14 protein-coding genes are annotated in these 15,157 nt (G+C 39.6%); 3 read left to right on the top strand and 11 right to left on the bottom strand.

From position 1 onward, the window contains the following. Positions 1-28 precede the first annotated feature (28 nt). Positions 29-2,203 carry a bifunctional alpha,alpha-trehalose-phosphate synthase (UDP-forming)/trehalose-phosphatase gene (locus tag BVC88_RS03830; RefSeq protein ID WP_075349296.1) on the top strand — a complete coding sequence of 725 codons (2,175 nt, stop codon included), beginning with the start codon at positions 29-31 and terminating at the stop codon, positions 2,201-2,203. 40 nt (positions 2,204-2,243) lie between these two features. Here BVC88_RS03830 and BVC88_RS03825 read toward each other — a convergent pair whose 3' ends face one another. The 11 genes from BVC88_RS03825 to BVC88_RS03775 all read right to left on the bottom strand — a co-directional run bounded on the left by BVC88_RS03825 (position 2,244) and on the right by BVC88_RS03775 (position 11,669). Continuing rightward, positions 2,244-3,104, bottom strand: a complete 861-nt coding sequence (locus tag BVC88_RS03825; protein WP_075349295.1) for an N-acetylmuramoyl-L-alanine amidase — start codon at positions 3,102-3,104, stop codon at positions 2,244-2,246. A 563-nt stretch (positions 3,105-3,667) separates the two neighbouring features. Next, positions 3,668-5,449, bottom strand: a complete 1,782-nt coding sequence (locus BVC88_RS03820; RefSeq protein WP_075349294.1) for a glycoside hydrolase family 15 protein — start codon at positions 5,447-5,449, stop codon at positions 3,668-3,670. A 323-nt stretch (positions 5,450-5,772) separates the two neighbouring features. Continuing rightward, positions 5,773-6,219 carry a hypothetical protein gene (locus BVC88_RS03815; RefSeq protein ID WP_139316520.1) on the bottom strand — a complete coding sequence of 149 codons (447 nt, stop codon included), beginning with the start codon at positions 6,217-6,219 and terminating at the stop codon, positions 5,773-5,775. 73 nt (positions 6,220-6,292) lie between these two features. Continuing rightward, positions 6,293-7,423, bottom strand: a complete 1,131-nt coding sequence (locus tag BVC88_RS03810) for a 6-bladed beta-propeller (protein WP_075349292.1) — start codon at positions 7,421-7,423, stop codon at positions 6,293-6,295. 85 nt (positions 7,424-7,508) lie between these two features. Continuing rightward, positions 7,509-7,739: a hypothetical protein gene (locus BVC88_RS03805; RefSeq protein ID WP_075349291.1), complete on the bottom strand. Its 231-nt coding sequence runs from the start codon at positions 7,737-7,739 to the stop codon at positions 7,509-7,511. Between the two features lie 295 nt (positions 7,740-8,034). Then, a complete protein-coding gene (locus BVC88_RS03800) occupies positions 8,035-8,982 on the bottom strand; it encodes a 6-bladed beta-propeller (RefSeq protein WP_245803582.1) in 948 nt (315 codons plus the stop codon). A gap of 243 nt (positions 8,983-9,225) precedes the next feature. Further along, positions 9,226-9,459: a hypothetical protein gene (locus tag BVC88_RS03795; RefSeq protein ID WP_075349289.1), complete on the bottom strand. Its 234-nt coding sequence runs from the start codon at positions 9,457-9,459 to the stop codon at positions 9,226-9,228. Positions 9,460-9,645: 186 nt separating this feature from the next. Further along, positions 9,646-10,212 (bottom strand): nicotinate (nicotinamide) nucleotide adenylyltransferase, encoded by a 567-nt coding sequence (gene nadD / locus BVC88_RS03790; RefSeq protein ID WP_075349288.1) that lies wholly within the window; start codon positions 10,210-10,212, stop codon positions 9,646-9,648. 3 nt (positions 10,213-10,215) lie between these two features. After that, complete coding sequence (gmk, locus tag BVC88_RS03785; protein WP_075349287.1) at positions 10,216-10,788, bottom strand: guanylate kinase; 573 nt, start codon at positions 10,786-10,788, stop codon at positions 10,216-10,218. 2 nt (positions 10,789-10,790) lie between these two features. Further along, positions 10,791-11,060, bottom strand: coding sequence for an anti-sigma factor (locus BVC88_RS03780; RefSeq protein ID WP_075349286.1), 270 nt, complete (start codon positions 11,058-11,060; stop codon positions 10,791-10,793). A gap of 15 nt (positions 11,061-11,075) precedes the next feature. Then, positions 11,076-11,669, bottom strand: coding sequence for a sigma-70 family RNA polymerase sigma factor (locus BVC88_RS03775; RefSeq protein ID WP_075349285.1), 594 nt, complete (start codon positions 11,667-11,669; stop codon positions 11,076-11,078). 118 nt (positions 11,670-11,787) lie between these two features. Between BVC88_RS03775 and BVC88_RS03770 the strand changes: the two genes are divergently transcribed. Both BVC88_RS03770 and BVC88_RS03765 read left to right on the top strand, forming a co-directional pair. Then, on the top strand, positions 11,788-12,627 hold the full coding sequence (locus BVC88_RS03770; RefSeq protein WP_075349284.1) for a lysophospholipid acyltransferase family protein: 840 nt from the start codon (positions 11,788-11,790) through the stop codon (positions 12,625-12,627). 225 nt (positions 12,628-12,852) lie between these two features. Further along, positions 12,853-15,111, top strand: coding sequence for an ATP-dependent helicase (locus BVC88_RS03765; protein WP_075349283.1), 2,259 nt, complete (start codon positions 12,853-12,855; stop codon positions 15,109-15,111). The last annotated feature ends 46 nt before the right edge of the window (positions 15,112-15,157 follow it).

The following is a 15,157-nucleotide window of genomic DNA, read 5'->3' as shown; positions in this document are numbered from 1 at the left end:
TTCTTGTTTTTAATCTAGCAAACCTATTATGTCAAAAACGATTATCGTTTCAAACCGACTTCCAATTAGCCTTCGGCATCGAAATGGAAGATTTGAATTCAAACCCAGTGCAGGCGGCCTCGCCACAGGTCTCGGATCAATTTATAAAGAGGGCGAAAATATCTGGATCGGTTGGCCCGGAAATACAGTGGAAGACCCAGAGCAGCGTGCAGAGATTATCTTAGAATTGCATGACCTTAAAATGGCTCCCGTTTTTCTAACCAAAGAAGATGTTGAGGAGTTTTACGAGGGATTTTCCAACGAAACCCTCTGGCCTGCATTTCATTATTTCACGCAATACATGGTGTACAATCCAGCCCATTGGGAAGCCTATGTACGGGTAAATGAGAAATTTTGTGAAGCAATACTAAAAAAAGCAGGTCCGGAAGATACCATTTGGGTCCATGATTACCAGTTGCTTTTGCTACCTCAAATGCTTCGTGAGAAACTACCAAATGCCACCATCGCATTTTTTCAGCATATTCCATTTCCCTCTTACGAGATCATAAGGATGATTCCCTGGAGAAAACAGTTACTTGAAGGCATGGTTGGCGCCGATTTGATTGGATTTCATACCTATGATGACATGCGCCACTTCCTGAGTGCTGTAGGCCGAATTACAGGGCTTTCCTCAGAAAGTGGTTATATCCAAGCCGAAAATCGAATCATCAATGTGGATTCATTCCCAATGGGAATTGACTACGACAAATTTGCCAACCAAGCCAAAAGTAGAAAAACACAAAGTATTGTCCGTGAATTTCGAAAGCAGGTAGAAGATCAAAAGTTGATCATCACCATTGATCGACTGGATTATTCCAAAGGAATTCCACAACGAGTTCAGGCATTTGCTCAGCTACTCGAACAGCATAAAGAGCTTCATGGAAAAGTCTCTATGATCATGATCGTGGTACCGAGTCGAGACAAAGTGCAGTCATACAAAGAACTGAAAGAGGAAATCGATCTGCTCGTCGGAAGAATCAATTCCGAATATTCCACTTTGAATTGGAAGCCAGTGCATTATTTCTATAGAAGTTTTCCATTCGAGGAGCTCAGCGCTTTCTATAGTATGTCTGATATTGCACTAGTCACTCCTTTACGAGATGGAATGAATCTGGTCTGCAAGGAATTTGTAGCTAGTAAAACCAGCCAAACTGGGGTGCTAATCCTTTCTGAGATGGCAGGTGCATCCAAAGAACTTCAAGATGCCGTCCTAGTCAATCCAAATGATCGACAGGGTGTGGTAGACGCCATTTATAATGCCCTAAGCATGAAGCCTGCGGAGCAAAAAGCCAGAATGGTCAGTATGCAGGAAAGCCTCAAGAAATACGATGTGTTCCAGTGGGTCAAAGTCTTTATGGATCGACTGGCACATGTGAAAGCCAAGCAGCAGGAACTTACCTCCAAGGATGTGGATGCTAAAGTCATGAGTGAAATTGAAGTGGCTTTTCAGAAAGCGAAAAAACCAATTTTGTTTTTGGATTACGATGGGACGCTCACAGGTTTCGTCACCAATCCCAAAAATGCTTTACCAGATGAAGAATTGAAATCTATCATCAAAAACCTGAGTGCTAAAGCTGAAGTAGTCATCATTTCGGGAAGAGATAAGGATACTTTAGGTACTTGGTTTAAAGATCAAAACGTAGATCTCATTGCCGAACACGGCGTTTGGGTGAAGAAGAAAACTGAAAAAGGAGACTGGAAACTCTATGCCGAAATCGAGGACGGGTGGAAGGATGATATTCGGCAGATCATGGAATATTATGTCCTACGAACCCCAGGAGCATTTATAGAGGAGAAGCATCATTCGCTTGTCTGGCACTATCGAAAAGTAGAAAGCGGATTGGGTGATCTCCGAATGCGCGAGCTTTTTAGCCACTTGAAATACATGGCCCGAGGTCATAACCTTCAGGTCTTGGAGGGAAATATGGTCTTGGAAATCAAACGACCGGATATCAATAAAGGCCGTGCTGCCACAGCAATCATGAAAGATCAGGAATTCGATTTCATTTTAGCTGTAGGAGATGATTGGACTGATGAGGATACGTTCAAGGCAATGCCGAAAAATGCCTATTCCATCAGAGTGGGCTATGCTTATACTCAAGCGAACTACAATATCAAATCTGTGAAGCAGGTACGGCAACTATTGGCTAAACTCGGTTCCTAAAATAAGAATTAAGAAAACAGATACCGCTGGAAAGAAATTTTTAGCGGTATTTTTTATACAGATTATATAAGATCAATTGATCCAATCCATGGAGTGGCATTGCTATATCACGTTGGATAAAATGAATTTTAAAAGATTGGACGGCAGCGGCTGTATCACTCACATCATATCCAATGATCCGAAGCGCATCAATCGTGTTGAAATTTTCAGGAGGACTTCCGACTTCTAAATAGTTGGGAGTATCCAATACTTCATCGTACCAAAGTCCATAACCGGCTTCTGCCAATCTTTTCCAAGGAAAGTAAGGGCTTGGATCTACTTTTCGCCCAGGAGCGATATCCGAATGTCCGATAAAATTTGCAGTAGGAATTCCATACTTCGCCTTCAATCGCTTCAAGACCAGCAATAAACTTTCGATTTGCTTTTCAGTGAATGGTTCAAAGCCATTATTATCGAGCTCAATACCGATGGAAGCCGAGTTGAGATCGGTATCATTTCCCCATCGTCCTCTCCCGGCATGCCAGGATCGAAGGTAGTCGTTGAGCATTTGTACCACTTCTCCATCCCTTCCAATCACATAGTGAGAGCTTACTTGAGTTCGGGTAAGGGTAAAAGTCTTAATGGTTTGTGCTAAGGAATCCTGAGCCGTATGATGGATAATCACATAATTGGGACGTCGAACGCTAAAATTTGTCGTACCAACCCATTCATCTGTGATGCTGAGCGTTTCAGGATTACTTTGAGATTTTGTTTTGGGAATTTCATGAAGTGTACTGGTCACTTCTTTTACTGCTTTTTTATGGGCTTTATTATTCTTTCTGTAAATGTCATTCGAACAGGAAACCAACGCTATGGAAATGCTAGTAAATACTAGTGCTGAGAAAATTTTATGAAACCTCATGAACAGAATTTTTTTCGAATATTGAAGCTACAAGTATTAAACTAAGTCTGAAAATTAGGTGTGAAAAAAGTACTTAACCTTAGCGTACTTGACTGTAAAAAAACCTTCTATCTAATTTCGTTTAGTTGCCATGACCTGTAGCAAATTTTCTGATTTGGATTTTCTGATTTAAAATAAAACTCTTTGTGAACTTCGTGAAACCCTTAGCGTCCTCTGTGGTTAAAAAAGCCTGTTTCCATGGTCCAGGATATGCATCATTTTTCCAAAATATAATCCTTCGCGGGAGCCAGATACTTGAACAGAACCTTATTTCTAGCCATATTACACCCCTCTGGGGTGTTTTGAAAGGAAGAGTCAAGTTTTAGTGATAGGCCTGCTTTCTCTCCTTAGCGAACCTTAGTGTACTTGGCGGCAAAAAACCTTCTATCTAATTTCGTTTAGTTGCAACATGACCTACAGCAAATTTCCTGCTTTTTGATTAAAAACCCTTTGTGACCTTCGTGAAAACCTTAGTGTCCTTCGTGGTTCAAAAAAGCTTTCCGTTCTTTTTGGTTAAAATTGATTTACAAGAAATTAGGCTTATCCAGCTTTTTACCGATTCTGAAAGCCGCATTCATCAGTCCCACATGGGAATAAGCCTGTGGGAAATTACCCCATTGACTGCCCGTATGCTGATCTACGTCTTCGGAGAATAATTTCAGATCGTTGCAGTATTGTACTAGCGTCTCGAAACCTTCCACAGCCTCCTGCAATCTTCCCACGCAAGCCAAAGCTTCAATATACCAAAATGCACAAATCAAAAATGTGGTCTCAGGCACCCCGAAATCATCCATATGCTTGTATCGGTAAAACAAGAAATTTTTTGCCAACAAATCCTCTTCCAATGCTTTGAGATGTTCATTTGCACGCTCTAGATCATCACCAAAATAACCCATTGTAATTAACTGAAGCGTACTTGCATCCATATACTTCGAACCGATAGCTTGGGAATAAGCCTTCCGATCCGGCAGATAGCAGGATTCTATTTTGTCCTTAGCAAGATCACGTAGGGCGATTGCTTTATTGTACATGGTATCGTTTTTCAGTCGAATCCCCATTTTGGCAGCTGCACAGGCTCCGGCCCAGTGAAATAAGAAGGTATAACAATGCTCTTGAGCCAAGTTGCGGAACTCCCAAAGTCCCGCATCCTTCTCATTCATCGTCAATTCGATCTTGTTTAGCAGATTCATAATCATTGGCTCAGAGTGCATTCGCTCCTCTTCAGTAAATCGCTGATCAGAATACAGAGGCAGTAAAGAAACTAACACCTGACCATAGAGATCATTTTGAATATGTGTATAGGCCTGATTCCCGAAACGTACTGGCTTATTTCCCAAATACCCATCGAGATCCGAAATCTCCTCTGTCAAGAGTGCTCCGCCAGTAATCGAATAGAGAGGCTGATAGCGTCCATCTTCGCCTGTGCGAAGATTATGAATAAACTCAAAGTACTTTTCCAACTCCTCAAAGTGCCCCAAGCTATTGAAACACGTAAGGGTATAATAGGTATCCCGAATCCAGCAGTAGCGATAATCCCAATTTCTAGTCGAGTTTGGAGACTCTGGCAAACTGGTAGTCGATGCAGCAATAATAGCCCCGGTGTCTTCGTATTGATGTATTTTGAGGACTAATGCAGAGCGGAGAACCAATTTCTGGTGAAAGTTGGGAATGCTGGTGGACTTGACCCATTCCTGCCAATAGGAAGTAGTCGCATGTAGAAAGCGCTCACAAGTAGTTTCAATAGGAGCTTCCAAAGGTCTGCCATAAGTAAAAACCAAATAAATAGGCTTATGAAGCGCAAATGATTTATCCTCAGTGATGTAGCTCATCGAAGCATTGGTGGTCAATCTCAGCTCCTGATCAATTCCCATGTATCGCACATGGTTACTTCCAATACTTGGGGTCAATTGGATTTTCCCATAATCAGTTACCGGCTCACATTTAATTTTTATCCTTGGAGAACCGCTTAAAGCTTCTACTTTTCTGATTAGCATCAGCGGCTTGTAGTAGCGATCATAGTTTTTAAAACGGGGAGCAAAGTCTGTGACTCTGTAGCTATTCTCACCAGAAGTAACTGTTGTTTGAAGAATATTGGTGTTTTCCAAATAAGCTTGGGAGGTTTCAAAATTCTCTGATTCCGGTAGGACGGTGAACTGCCCACCTTTTCTGCGATCCAGGAGCCCTCCAAAAATAAAATCCGAGTCGAACCGAGGGAAGCAAAGCCAGCTGATATTGGTAGTTTTTTCTACATGGGCGATAAAGGCGCAATTGCCAATTAGCCCACTTTCGTAGATATGTTTAGTCATATGTTCAGGTTTGAATTGATAAAAAGTAGGTTTTGGGCAAGAGGCAAGAAAGTAAATGCTTAACTGGAATCCAAAAATGTAGGAAGAAAGATGGATTTAATAAAGAGGCAAACGAGAACACTAGACAGCTATTAATCTTATCATCCTCAATGGTTAGTAAAGGAACAGGTAGTCGTATCAACTAAGTCACAACTTAGCCCAGAAACTATTCCTATAACTGATGTTTTCCGATTACAAACTGTCGTGGTAATTAACGGGTAGTTTGTACTTATTTTGAGTTTGCAAGACTCCTCCTAGTAGCTGATATAATGTATAATTAGTATTTAATCCCTCCCAAAATATCGATCTAACTCTTCCTTTCTTGCATTTGGCATCCCGAAATTAGAAATTCCTAGAATCTCATTTCCTTTCACATAATAGGTCTGAAGGTCTTTGTTTTCATAAGGAAAGCGGTCCAAACTATTCAATTCATACAATTGATAATCTGGATCAAGAAAAACCTCATACGGGAAATTCGATGAGCGAAGAATCTTCTCCATGTTCTCTTTAGTTCGGCTACCTGTTTCATCCACTCCTGACAGATAAATTAATACTGCTAGATCTGGGTATTCTTTGGCAAATTCAGGCCAATCCAACATAGTGCTCTTAAATAAAAAAAGTGAACTCTTCGAAATATCTAGGTAAAAGACAATTTTATTCGTCGTCCCAAGATTGATCTTCCTTGCAGGCAATTCGCTATTAATTCGATCTAAATCTTTGGGGAATTTCATTTGATTAAACTGGTTTTGCTGACAGGCAGAGAATGTAAATAATAACGCCAATGAAGCAAAAAACCTTATTTTTTTAATTCGTCGCATCAGAAAACTTAACTTTCATTAAAACAGGGTAATCAAAGTCACCATCAGGTATTTTAGCCATTAAAGCAACGCTTAATTTTAAATCTTTTTCTTTCTTTATTTCAGATTGATAGGTGACAAACAGAAACTCATCACCCTCAATTCCAACTGGATAGTGATAAAAATAATCATCTGAAAGACTAGTTTCCAAAACACTTTGCGCACCATTTAACTGATTGGTAATAATTAGATTTTTGAAGATGCCAGAAGGTTTTTGAACATGTAAACTAATTAAGGAGTATTTATCGTCTTTAAAAAAGCCATTGAAGTTTGCAAATCCATTCTGTTGGATAAGGTCAAATCCACCCTCCAAAAGATTTAATTCCCAGAATTTAGCCGGAATAGCAAGATTTCCAAAATCGACCTTGATGATTGGTTTTAATTCATCTTCAACTAACTGAAAAACAATGTTATTGAATGTCTCCACAACAAAAAGGTCAGATTCGTTTTTAAAAAAATTACGCTCTGTCATGGGAAGCATTTTGTTGGAATATTGATTTTCTAAATACTTCTCCTGAATGACACCGTTCGAATCAGTTCGAATCAGTCGATGACTCACAAACGGGAGATTATAGCTACCATAGAAAAGATAATCCCCGGAAGGCAATTTGGTAAAGGAACTTGGAATATAGTCCACTTTAAAAATAGATTGAATCGAATTATCAACATCAACAGCCAATACTTCTGCTTGATCGCCAAGAGAATTTAGCACCACAAGTTTTCCATCTTCAGCTACAAAAAAATCACTCAACCTAGTTATTGTATTCGGGCCTTCTCCCACGATTGCTCTCCGACCAAGATACTTTCCGCTTTTTTCGAATTGATGAACACAATCTTGAACTCCTTCGTCGAAAACAAAATAATAATCCTTGTTACTTCTAATTCGTAAGTCATTTCCCATCAAATTTTCTGAAGTAGTCTCAAAAGGAATAAGGTCTACAATTTCAAAGTGACTTTTCTCTATTCGTAATATATCTTCCAACTCAAGTTCAGTTAAAGAACTTTCTATTTGATTGGAATTTTGGTTAGAACAAGAGAAAAATAAAATAGTAAGTACTACTGAGATTTGTTTTTTCATGAACACACACGTTTTAAAAATCATACTATTTAGATTAAAAGTTGACTTAACCAATCTCTTGGTAAAGCCAACTTTACTTTAAAATTTAACAAAATAAACATCCAATCTGATAGGTACTGCATTGACTTCCAGTTCTCTTACCATCGCAATGATAAACTGTCATCGAACCATTGCAGATGACCATTCTTTGAAAGCAGCCTCCTTCAAGCCCCGGATCATCACCATCAGTTTGAGCCTGACTATTGATCCCACCAAAACCCATTGACCCCAAAAAGGCCAATCCAAAAACAAACGATTTAATCTTACTGATTTTCATAAATAATAAAATTAAGAATTGATAAAAAAGAACCCCGGCCAGAATCCAGCACCAACCTAGTGCATGTACAATCTTAATTTTTTTTTATTTGCAAATCTTAGTTTGAAAACTAATCCTAAAATTTAAAAAAAGCTTGTTTTTAGTTCAAAATCACAGGTTTTTATAGTTTAAAATTTATAAAAGCTAATGAAACAGCTTTTTATCCTGAGTTGAAGTCTTTACCCTTGGCATTTTTATAGACTAAGCTGAAAAGTATCCCGAATTTAGTTTAGGAGGTTTTCGAATAAAAAACATACTAGTCTCTCTCCTCAATCTCAAAGAAAAGCAGTAAAAACTCCTCAGGTCCTAAATCATTCATTTCACCGTAAGCTTCCTCTAAATCCTTATTCTTCGAAAAATCCCAGTTCCCATTGTCACCAGCCTTCAGCACCGCAATAAACTCTCCATTTTGTCCCAAACCCAGAATGCCTTCAAAACCAAGATTACCTACTTCCTCCCGGATAAATTCCTCAGTATCATAAAGCTTTTTAGTTGATTTTGAGAGGAGCCTACCTTTGATTCTCGGATATTTAAAAGTTGTGAACGAAAGGAAATTACCATTTTGAAAAATATCGAAAATACCAATAAACATTTTGCTTTCAACAAAATATTCTAATGGACTAGGATGGTTAGCATAATCGATTTTGGAAATCGGAGGTTCGAAATCAAAAATATAGTCAGCTGAAATCTCATGGCTCTTTGCATCATATCGAAAAATAGTATCCCTATTTCCGACAGTAAAATTATAATTATCCCCATCAATTTTAGAAATAACATTCCTTCCATCCAATGGAGTCATATCCAAATAATCAACAAAAGGTATTGCTGACGTAACTAACTTTTGATTTTCATATACTTTAAACCCATCCTCTAAATTCATTGAACCATTGTTTACCAGAATTTCCGAATTACCCAAACGGATTAAGTCTGAATAATAAATATCTTCACTATACCTTTCCTCTTTAATAAAATTACCACCAATGTCAAAAAAATACTTCTTTTTATAGTCCATAGGAATCAGAATAAGTGACCCTTCCTTTTCATCATAATATATATTTTCCAAATTCTTGTATTCACCAGGACCGTCCCCTATTCTATAAATATGGTTAAAGTATCTACCCCTCTCATCAAAAATAAGCACTGAATTTCCGATGGTCTTGTCAACTATGATAATCCGATTTCCAATTATAAGCACCTTATGCACACTCCCAATTGGCGCAAATGAATTGTCAGAAAAACGGACTATCCGAGCAGATTTTAGGTTGAGACCTTTGACAGATGCTGTTGATTTAATTTTTATTGATGAGGATGCAACCTCCTCAGCTGTGTTTTGTCCGCATGAAATGAGAGCACAAAAAAAAACAATTTTAACAATGCAAAATAATCGTTTGATCATATCCTTAGAATAAATGAGAAAAGCGGGTCATTTCGACCCGCATTGAACTAATTAATTTGTGAATGTACAAGAAGTGGTGGCTACAGCATTACATTTATTCCCATCTAGAAAACCCCAAAGGTTTGTTTTTCGACCACAAACAGTCACTGTTATGGTTTCACCATCGATGTCTATCGACTCTTCACAGTCTTGTTCCCCACCCAAGCTTTGAGCATTTGCCATGGAGCCACTAAATGATAAACCCATCGCAGCCACGAAGAGCATTCCTGAAATTAATTTTTTCATAAATAATAAAATTAAGAATTGATAAAAAAGAACCCGGCCGGAATCCAGCACCAAACCAGTGCATGTACAATCTTAATTTTTTTTTTTTTATTCGCAAGTCTTAGTTTGAAAAATAATACTAAAATTTAAAAAAATCTTGTTTTTAGTTTGAAATCACAGATTTATCTAGTTTAAAATTCCTAAGGACTACTGATACAGCTTCTTATCCCGAATATAATCGGCCACGGATTCAGGGATCAGGTAGCGCACTGACTTCCCTTCTTGAATGGACTTCCGGATAAAAGTGGCCGAAATATCCAACAGTGGCGCTTCGATCACTTGGATACTTGGATGCTCAATAGTTTTAGGTTCACCCGGTCTAGGATAGACCAAAATCTGATAATATTCCAGAATCTGCTCGTAGTTTTTCCACTTCTTCAGCTGATCCAGATTATCCGAACCTAAAAATAAACTGAACTGATGCTGTGGATATTGCTCACTCAGGTAAGTAAGCGTATCTATCGTATAGCTAGGTCGAGGCATGCGGAACTCCACATCTGATGCCCGGAAGTGAAAATTGCCCTCGATGGCTAATTCCACCATCCGCAGTCGATCATGCTCATGCGCGAGCGCTTGTCTTTTTTTGAGTGGGTTTTGAGGACTGACTACAAACCATACCTCATCCAGATCACTTCGATCATACAGCGTATCCGCAATAATCAAATGCCCCACATGGATGGGATTAAATGAGCCGAAATACAATCCGATTTTCACGGGCTACTTGGCTAAAAATTCACTCACTAGTTTTTCTGCCTCTGCAGACGACTTGCTAAAGTCATCATTGACTACGGTCACATCAAATTGAGGCTCAAATTTAGATTCAAATTCTGCTTTGAATAATCGTCTTGAAAGGGATTCTTCACTTTCGGTACCTCGCTCGTTTAGCCGTTCTTTAAGAACTTCCAAGCTTGGGACTTTCACAAAAATAGCCAATGCTTGATCTCCGAAATAATTTTTAAGAGCCAATCCACCTTTGACATCTACATCAAAAATCACTGCTTTGCCACTATCCCAGATCCGTTGGATTTCTTCTTTGAGGGTACCGTAGAAGTTGCCGGCATAGACTTCCTCCCATTCGATGAAAGCATCTTCGTCTATTTTTTTCTTGAATTCTTCCTGACTTAAAAAATAATAGTCTTTGCCATGCACTTCATGCCTTCCACGTCGGTCGCGTGTACAGGCAGAAATAGAAAATCCCAGATTTGGGATTTTTTCAATGAGGTGTTTGACGAGAGAAGTTTTTCCCGATCCCGAAGGAGCCGAAAAGATGATTGCCTTGCCTGAGGTCATGTTTATTTAATTTCCTGAATCTGTCTTCGGATGCTATCTGCCAATTCATTAGGTACAGCTTGCTTGGTACACTTGTTTTTCAAGACATCACGAATCGCTTGCTCTAGGTGAAAATGCTCAAAACAAGGTTGACATTTCGCCAATTTTTCTTTCAACATTTCCTTGGAATTGTCCACTTCTCCATCGAGAATGCTCTCCAACAATTCAAAGCACTTGCTCGTGTCTCCGCATTTCAGCTTCCGTGCCTCGGATGATTCTTCATTCATATCCATCAGTAATTCTGTTTATTATTCCTCCTCATCTGTGTTATAGCCCATGTTTTTAGCATAGCCTTGTAGTTTTTCTTTGAGTAGATTTCTCGCCCGATGAAGTCTTGATCGAACCGTTCCAATCGGAATATCCAAAATCTTCGACATCTCCTCATAAGTGAATCCTTCCAAATCACAAAGGATAATCACAGTTCTAAAGTCTACAGCCAAACTATTAAGCGCATTCGAGATCTCATCTCCAAGCATATCCTTGACCGAATCGGCCCGCATATCGCTCGTACTTTGGTAATCAACGTCATCCGAGTTGTAATAAGTTTCAACCTCCTGGTAATCTACTTTAGCAGGCTGCTTACTCTTTCGTCGATATTCATTGATAAAACTGTTTTTCAAAATCCGGAACAGCCATGCTTTTGCATTCGTTCCTTTCTCAAATGAGTTGATGAAACGGTATGCTTTCAGGTAGGTGTCCTGTACCAAATCTTTGGCATCATCCTCGTCAAAGGTGAGCCTATAGGCAAAATTGTACATGGAGTCTATGTGTGGCATAAACTCTCCATCGAAGATGCCGTTCTTTTCTTCTTGAGAATATTTTCTGCGCTGTACTTCCGACATATGTTCAAAAGTAACGATTGGGTCAATTTATAACTAGGAATCGGGAAGAATTCAGGCGATTTCCTTTATTTTGTTGCCTGATTCGATCCGAAAAGATCTCAATCTCCATCCCGTTTCTATGTTTTTCTTTAGATTACTTTCCAGGCTTCCGCTTCCTGTACTTTATCTTTTCTCCGATTTGCTCTACTTGATTGCTCGGTATGTGATCAGCTATCGCAAAAAGGTGATTGATGAAAATCTGAAATTTGCTTTTCCGGAGAAATCACCGGCGGAGCGAAAAAAAATTCGGAATAAATTCTACCGGAATTTCACGGATGCCTTTTTCGCAGAAACGATAAAGCTATTAACCATTTCTGAAAAAGAATTTAATCGGCGATTTACCATCAAAAATGCTGAGCTGCTAGACCAAGCAGTCCAACGAGGTAGAAGCGCACTCATGGTTACAGGTCATATGTTTAATTGGGAGTTCGGCGTAGTTGGAACTAACCTCCACACTACCTCCGAAGTAGAGACGGTCTATCTGAAAGTCAACAATCCTTTTTTTGATCAGCTGATGAACCAAATTCGGATGCGTTTTGGAGGCTATGTCACAGAGAAAAAAGCATTTCGGAAAAGTATGCTTACCTTAAAAAAATCTCCAAGAATTATTATGCTGGGTTCAGATCAACGCCCTCCACAATCAGAAAAGCGCTACCAGCGAGATTTCCTCAATCGGCCAGCGGTATTCTTTGAAGGGGCAGAATTTCTTTCCAAAAAAATGGATGCCGAGGTAATTTATGGCGAAATGAAAAAAATCAAACGCGGTCATTATGAGTTTGAATTTTCACCTTTGGCCGCTCCCCCATATGATCAGCATGCTCCGCATAGCATCACAGATGAATTTTGCAGAAGACTGGAAGAAAATATCCGAAAACAACCTGACTTATACCTTTGGAGTCATAAGCGCTGGAAGATTTAAAAATTGGAAGACTATAAAATTGAAAAATTTATTTGACCCAGAATTAAAAATAAAATTGCTCACTAAATACGGATTAACAGGAGAAAGAAGGAGTTAGTGCTTAGAGAACGAATTGATCTCTTTACTTCTTTTTTGAACCTAATAGCCTTCATTATGGCTAATTAAATACAACAACAATAAGAAGTAGAAATAGTAAACTCTACTTGTGCAGCGATAAAATTGAACATGGAATATTTAGACAACCTCAACCCCGAACAACGTGCCGCTGTCGAGCATACCGATGGACCAGTGATGATAATTGCCGGTGCCGGCTCAGGAAAAACCCGTGTTTTGACCTATCGGATCGCTCATTTGATCTATGAAAAAGGGGTCGATGCCTTCAATATTCTATCCCTGACTTTTACCAATAAGGCAGCTGCCGAGATGCGCCATCGAATCGAATCGCTAGCTGGACTCGAAGCTCGAAATACCTGGATGGGTACATTTCACTCTGTCTTTGCAAAGATATTAAGGGTCGAAGCGGGCAAAATTGGCTACCCTTCTAACTTCACCATTTATGATTCAGATGATTCCAAATCTCTCATTCGCACGATCGTCAAGGAGATGCGATTGGATGATAAAGTATATAAAGCAAACGCAGTCCTCTCTCGAATTTCGGGAGCCAAAAACCGGTTGATTTCATGGCAGGCCTATCAAAATGATCCTTTTGTCAAAGCAGATGATGAAGCTGCAATGAAGCCGAAAATGGGCGAAATCTATCAAAAATACCAAGATCGACTGTTCAAAGCTGGAGCTATGGATTTCGATGATTTGCTATTCAATACCAATGTGCTTTTCCGGGATCATCTGGACGTGCTCAACAAATACCAGCAGCGATTTCGCTACGTAATGGTGGATGAGTTTCAGGATACCAACCTTTCCCAATACCTGATCACCAAAAAACTTGCTGCTGTGCATCAGAACATCTGTGTAGTTGGTGATGATGCGCAAAGTATCTACGCTTTTCGTGGAGCAGATATCCAGAATATTCTAAATTTTGAAAAAGATTATCCAGACCTTTTTGTGGTCAAGCTAGAGCAGAACTACCGATCCACCAAAACGATCGTGGAAGCCGCCAATTCAATCATCGACAAGAACAAGGCACAGCTTAAGAAAGTGGTCTGGACGTCTAATCCTGATGGGGAACTGATCGAATTGATCAAGGCTACCTCTGACAATGAGGAAGGGAAAATAGTGGCAACGACCATCTTTGAGGAGAAAAACAATAAGAAACTTCTCAATAGCGATTTCGCCATTCTCTATCGCACCAACTCCCAATCCCGAGCTATAGAAGAGGCACTTCGCAAAATGAATCTGACCTACAAAATCGTAGGTGGACTTTCATTCTACCAGCGAAAGGAGATCAAAGACTTGATGGCCTACATGCGCTTTGCTGTGAATCCAATGGATGAGGAGGCTTTTAAGCGAATTATCAATTATCCAAAAAGGGGTATTGGAAATACCTCCGTGGACAAATTGCTCGTAGCTGCCTATGATCATGACACCCCCCTTTGGGATGTGGTCCAAAATGGTCCAAGCTTCCTGGGAGGGAGAGCAGGCGGTTTGGTGATGGATTTTGCAACCATGATCAAAGCTTTCCAGATCGAAATTGAGCGAAGAGATGCTTTTGAAGTTGCAAGCACGATTGCAAAGCAAAGTGGTTTGCTACGGGAACTCTACGAGGACAAAACCATCGAAGGACTCAATCGCTACGAAAACGTGCAGGAACTCCTCAATGCGATCAAAGAATATGTGGACAATCCTGAAAATGAAGATAAAAGTCTGGGATCTTTTCTACAGGAAATAGCCTTGCTTACGGATAATGATCGGGACAAAGATCTGACCGATGCGATCACTCTGATGACGATTCACTCCTCCAAGGGATTGGAATTCAAGCAGGTTTTTGTGGTGGGATTGGAGGAAGATTTATTCCCCTCCCAGATGATGATGCAGAGCAGAGAGGATTTGGAGGAAGAGCGTAGACTGTTTTACGTAGCTTCTACCCGGGCAATGGATAAACTTTATTTCACTTATGCTTTGACTCGTTATCGATTTGGAAGATTATTGAATTGTGAGCCAAGTAGATTCCTGGAAGAAGTAGATCCAAATTGCCTTAAGATCAACAAGCGAATGACCAGCAAAGAAATGCCTGGTGCATTTCGAAGTGAAGGATTACCAGGGAGCTCTGGTTTTATTGGTATCAAAAAGAAACCTGAAGCCCGACCGGTGAGTGCAATGAAACTCCACACACCCAGCCCTGATTTTAAACCTTCCAACACGAACAATTTACAAGCAGAACAACTGGTAGAGCACCCTAAATTCGGCTTCGGAAAAGTTCAAAAAATTGAAACAGAAGGACTTAACAAAAAAGCCACAATCCAATTTGAGCATTTTGGAGAGAAAACATTATTACTTAGCTTTGCGAAGCTCAGAATTATAGACTAATCATCTGCCTTCTCGCCCTTTGGTAATTTTTTCATTACCTTTTAAT

The sequence above is a fragment of the Algoriphagus marinus genome (assembly GCF_001936475.1).
Classification (GTDB): Bacteria; Bacteroidota; Bacteroidia; order Cytophagales; family Cyclobacteriaceae; genus Algoriphagus; species Algoriphagus marinus.
The sequence above is the reverse complement of the archived record's forward strand: the minus strand, read 5'-3'. Positions and strand labels throughout refer to the sequence as shown.

What these genes read in the sequence shown, in the direction of transcription:
- gmk (WP_075349287.1), bottom strand. Translation starts at nt 10,788, where the DNA reads ATGACCTCAGGCAAGGCAATCATCTTTTCGGCTCCTTCGGGATCGGGA.
- BVC88_RS03810 (WP_075349292.1), bottom strand. Translation starts at nt 7,423, where the DNA reads ATGAAAAAACAAATCTCAGTAGTACTTACTATTTTATTTTTCTCTTGT.
- BVC88_RS03775 (WP_075349285.1), bottom strand. Translation starts at nt 11,669, where the DNA reads ATGTCGGAAGTACAGCGCAGAAAATATTCTCAAGAAGAAAAGAACGGC.
- BVC88_RS03825 (WP_075349295.1), bottom strand. Translation starts at nt 3,104, where the DNA reads ATGAGGTTTCATAAAATTTTCTCAGCACTAGTATTTACTAGCATTTCC.
- BVC88_RS03820 (WP_075349294.1), bottom strand. Translation starts at nt 5,449, where the DNA reads ATGACTAAACATATCTACGAAAGTGGGCTAATTGGCAATTGCGCCTTT.
- BVC88_RS03765 (WP_075349283.1), top strand. Translation starts at nt 12,853, where the DNA reads ATGGAATATTTAGACAACCTCAACCCCGAACAACGTGCCGCTGTCGAG.
- BVC88_RS03780 (WP_075349286.1), bottom strand. Translation starts at nt 11,060, where the DNA reads ATGGATATGAATGAAGAATCATCCGAGGCACGGAAGCTGAAATGCGGA.
- BVC88_RS03805 (WP_075349291.1), bottom strand. Translation starts at nt 7,739, where the DNA reads ATGAAAATCAGTAAGATTAAATCGTTTGTTTTTGGATTGGCCTTTTTG.
- BVC88_RS03795 (WP_075349289.1), bottom strand. Translation starts at nt 9,459, where the DNA reads ATGAAAAAATTAATTTCAGGAATGCTCTTCGTGGCTGCGATGGGTTTA.
- BVC88_RS03770 (WP_075349284.1), top strand. Translation starts at nt 11,788, where the DNA reads ATGTTTTTCTTTAGATTACTTTCCAGGCTTCCGCTTCCTGTACTTTAT.
- BVC88_RS03815 (WP_139316520.1), bottom strand. Translation starts at nt 6,219, where the DNA reads ATGAAATTCCCCAAAGATTTAGATCGAATTAATAGCGAATTGCCTGCA.
- BVC88_RS03830 (WP_075349296.1), top strand. Translation starts at nt 29, where the DNA reads ATGTCAAAAACGATTATCGTTTCAAACCGACTTCCAATTAGCCTTCGG.